Below are 3,362 nucleotides of genomic sequence, written 5' to 3' on the forward strand. Positions count from 1 at the left end.
GATGAAAGCAGTCCTTATCCGTCGGTATGGCGCGACTGAGGTGTTGCAGTATGAAGACGTGGAGCAACCGAAAATTGAGCCAACACAGTTACTTGTGAAAGTTCGTGCTAGTAGCGTTAATCCCATTGATTGGAAAATTCGTCAGGGGATGTTGAGTTTGATTGCCGGCAGCAAATTTCCGAAGATTCTAGGGTTTGATGTGGCGGGAGATGTCATAGCCGTTGGTTCTGGTGTCACCCGTTTTAAACCAGGAGATGCTATTTATGGCTGTACTAGCTTCCCTGGAGGAAGTTATGCCGAATTTGCAGCTGTTCCAGAAAACTTGGTGGCGCTCAAACCAACGAACTTATCTTATGAAGAAGCTGCGGCTGTGCCGTTAGCAGCGCTCACCGCTCTGCAAGCGCTACGAGATCAGGGAAATATTCAAATAGGACAAACTGTCTTGATTAATGGGGCTGCGGGCGGTGTGGGCACTTTTGCAGTCCAAATTGCTAAGGCTTTAGGCGCACAGGTGACGGGAGTTAGCAGTACCAAAAATTTGGATTTGGTGAAATCTCTAGGAGCAGACCGCGTGATTGATTATACGCAGCAAGATTTTACCGAAGATATAGCGCAGTATGACATTATTTTTGATGCAGTGGGTAAGCGATCGCTCTCTCAAACCAAAAGAGTTCTCAAACCCAATGGAATTTATATCACCACACTACCCAGCCCCGAAGTCTTTTTAGAGAGCGTCTTAACAGCGTTTCTCCCCGGTCAAAAAGCGAAATTTATTTTGCAAAAACCCAACACTCAAGATTTGGTTTATCTGAAAGAATTGATTCAAGGGGGTAAAATTCGTGTGGTAATCGATCGCACATATCCCTTACAAGAATTAGCGGCGGCTCACAATTACAGCGAAACTGGGCGTGCAGTGGGAAAAATTGCGATCGCGCAGCCCGTCGTAGACATCGCAGTTTCTAGTTGACTTTCCAAACATCGTCTCATATCGTATCCGGCTAAAGACTTATCATTTAGACCGCAGGCGGAAAAAGGCGTTTACGATTTTTGCACAGATGCGGTAATCATAAGTGATTAACCGGACTTGATATCAGACCTTTCCAAATTTTGGACTTTCCTGCGGAACGCTACGCGTAGCTTGCTTCCCCGGAGGGGTACGGCGTAAGCGTTCAGTAAAACACTTTTACATACAGCTATTTTCAGCTAAATAGACCACGCGGTAGGGACACAGCAATGCTGTGCCCTTACGGCAGATATGGTTCAAATACATGAAAATTGCTGTAAAGTATTCAATCCAAAATCCAAAATTTAAAATTCGGTGAATGGTGCTACTTGATCTCTATATACGAGATGAGATTATCAAGGTCATTTCCAAGGGATTTATAATCACCAGCAGTATATTCCCGGCATAAACCACCAGTTTCATTTTGGCACAGACGTACCCGTGTACCCGATGGTACACTGAATGAACTAATAGTGTCGTTACCAACAATATTTAAGTTACTTGGTTGGCTTTGTATACTCCCGGAGTCGTAGGAAAAGATTGGGAAATTCCACCAAAGTTAGGGTCTCTGTAGACCTTAACCTGTTATGACGGTGTGTAAGAAAGCTTATAGATAGCGCCGCTGTAGTCATCCGAAATTAACAAATTACCTTGCTGGTCTACTACCATATCCACGGGTCGCCCCCAGGTTTCTTGCGTTGCTGGAACTACCCAACCGGTGACTAAATCTATCTCTTGTCCTGGGGTCTTTGTCGTACTGTTCCAGGGAAAGTAAGCTATTTTGTAGCCCGTTTTCTTCCGCCGATTCCATGAACCATGCAGCCCTGTCACTACCCCATTTGAGTATAGGCTGGGAAAGTTGGTATTTTGTAAGAATGTTAGCCCCAAAGGAGCGGAATGAGCTTGGATACCTTTGCTAATCCTGTCCATTGCATTGCAATTAACCTTTCCATCACGATTTAACTGATAGTCCCAGTCAAATGGCATATTGTTGAGGCCAGTTGACCTGTCAGGATTGGGATTGCAGAATGGCCAACCGTAGTTACCGCCATCTCGGACTTTCGTGAACTCCTCTGGTGGGTGGTTGTCTACGTAGGAGGGGATAATCTTACCGTAATTGCCACTGCTATCTTTGAAGGGATAGGCGATGTTATCTCGATTATTAACGACTACCCAAAGATCGTTTGTGCCAGGTAAGAATGCTAACCCTTCAGCATTACGTAAACCTTGGGCAAAAAGTCGCTGATTGGTTCCATTAGCGTTGTACTGGTAAATTGCACCGCGTTTTGGAGTACTGACAGTATCTTGCTTACAGGCATTGCATGTAGAGGCGATCGACACGTACAGTTTGTGGTTGGCATCAAGTGCGATATTTTTCAGTTCGTGACCATAAGCGCCTTTGAGTTCCGGCGTGCTGCTGTCTGGTAAGCCAGTTACAACGATTTGACGGTTTTTCGCTACTTTATCTCCAGAGTTGTAGATGAAGCGGTTAATTTGATGAGTCTCAGAGATATAAATGTATGTCGTGTTGTCAATCTTATGAAACACAATGTCATGTGGTCTGCGTAGACCCGTTACGAAGTCAGAAATAATTGGGTCTTTGCTGCCATTTGGGCGGACAATTAACACTTTACCTGAACTGGGCTGTGATACTAGAAGATCCCCATTGGGAGCAACTGCCAGAAAGCGAGCTTTGTTAATGCGAGCATAAACTGAGATGGAGAAATTGGGCGGCACTTTCAAGTAACGGGTAGTATTAAAGGGCCAAGAGGTCATTGTACTAGGCACTTTCAGCTTGGTTTCAACAGACGCAGGGGGGGGTTGGCCGATCGCTGCGGTGCTAAGAACCTCTAAGGACATCAAACTAATTAGCGATGCGGATAGTATGCGTCCAAGTATCTGTGTTGGTTTTAGAGTAAATGCAACCATTTTTAACTTCCCTCTAGCTTAGTAGTGATATATGTTACACACAATTCTCGGCTAGCCGATTTGACCGAGAGCTTGAATAAAGCTAACTCAAGGGTATTATTTTTCTTAAACACTTAAAATATCTTTATCTACTGCTACTTTTTCTAACTCATCAACAAATGGGTAAACCGAGAGTGATAAAAAGGCAAAGCGATCGCTCTTGTCAACTAAAATATTCCTCAAGCTACTTAGACTCCAAACCATTATACAGAGCATAACAGCCTTCCTTCCCAGTCAAAAAGCCAAGTTTGTGTTTGATAAACCCAACGCTGAGGACTTGCTTTTTCTCAAATAGTGGTAATTGATTGCACGTATCTCTTGGTATAATTAGCGGCGGCTCATGGTTGTAGCGAGGTAGTTTACGAATCTGGTTTTTACCCCACCCTAACCC

At 44.3% G+C, this 3,362-nt stretch carries 3 protein-coding genes; 1 reads left to right on the plus strand and 2 read right to left on the minus strand.

The genetic code is table 11. The features are described 5' to 3' along the window. The first annotated feature begins 1 nt into the window (after position 1). Positions 2 to 967 carry an NAD(P)-dependent alcohol dehydrogenase gene (locus IQ229_RS19370; protein WP_194046538.1) on the plus strand — a complete coding sequence of 322 codons (966 nt, stop codon included), beginning with the start codon at positions 2 to 4 and terminating at the stop codon, positions 965 to 967. Positions 968 to 1,588: 621 nt separating this feature from the next. On the opposite strand, the gene IQ229_RS19375 is transcribed toward IQ229_RS19370, so the two are convergent. Both IQ229_RS19375 and IQ229_RS24235 read right to left on the minus strand, forming a co-directional pair. Further along, positions 1,589 to 2,932, minus strand: coding sequence for a PQQ-dependent sugar dehydrogenase (locus IQ229_RS19375; RefSeq protein WP_228013575.1), 1,344 nt, complete (start codon positions 2,930 to 2,932; stop codon positions 1,589 to 1,591). Between the two features lie 223 nt (positions 2,933 to 3,155). Next, positions 3,156 to 3,362 (minus strand): hypothetical protein (locus IQ229_RS24235; protein ID WP_228013576.1); only part of this gene is annotated, 207 nt, incomplete at its 5' end.

It is taken from the genome of Nostoc cf. edaphicum LEGE 07299, assembly GCF_015207245.1.
GTDB lineage: Bacteria > Cyanobacteriota > Cyanobacteriia > Cyanobacteriales > Nostocaceae > Nostoc > Nostoc edaphicum_B.

What these genes read in the sequence shown, in the direction of transcription:
- IQ229_RS19370 (WP_194046538.1), top strand. Translation starts at nt 2, where the DNA reads ATGAAAGCAGTCCTTATCCGTCGGTATGGCGCGACTGAGGTGTTGCAG.
- IQ229_RS19375 (WP_228013575.1), bottom strand. Translation starts at nt 2,932, where the DNA reads ATGGTTGCATTTACTCTAAAACCAACACAGATACTTGGACGCATACTA.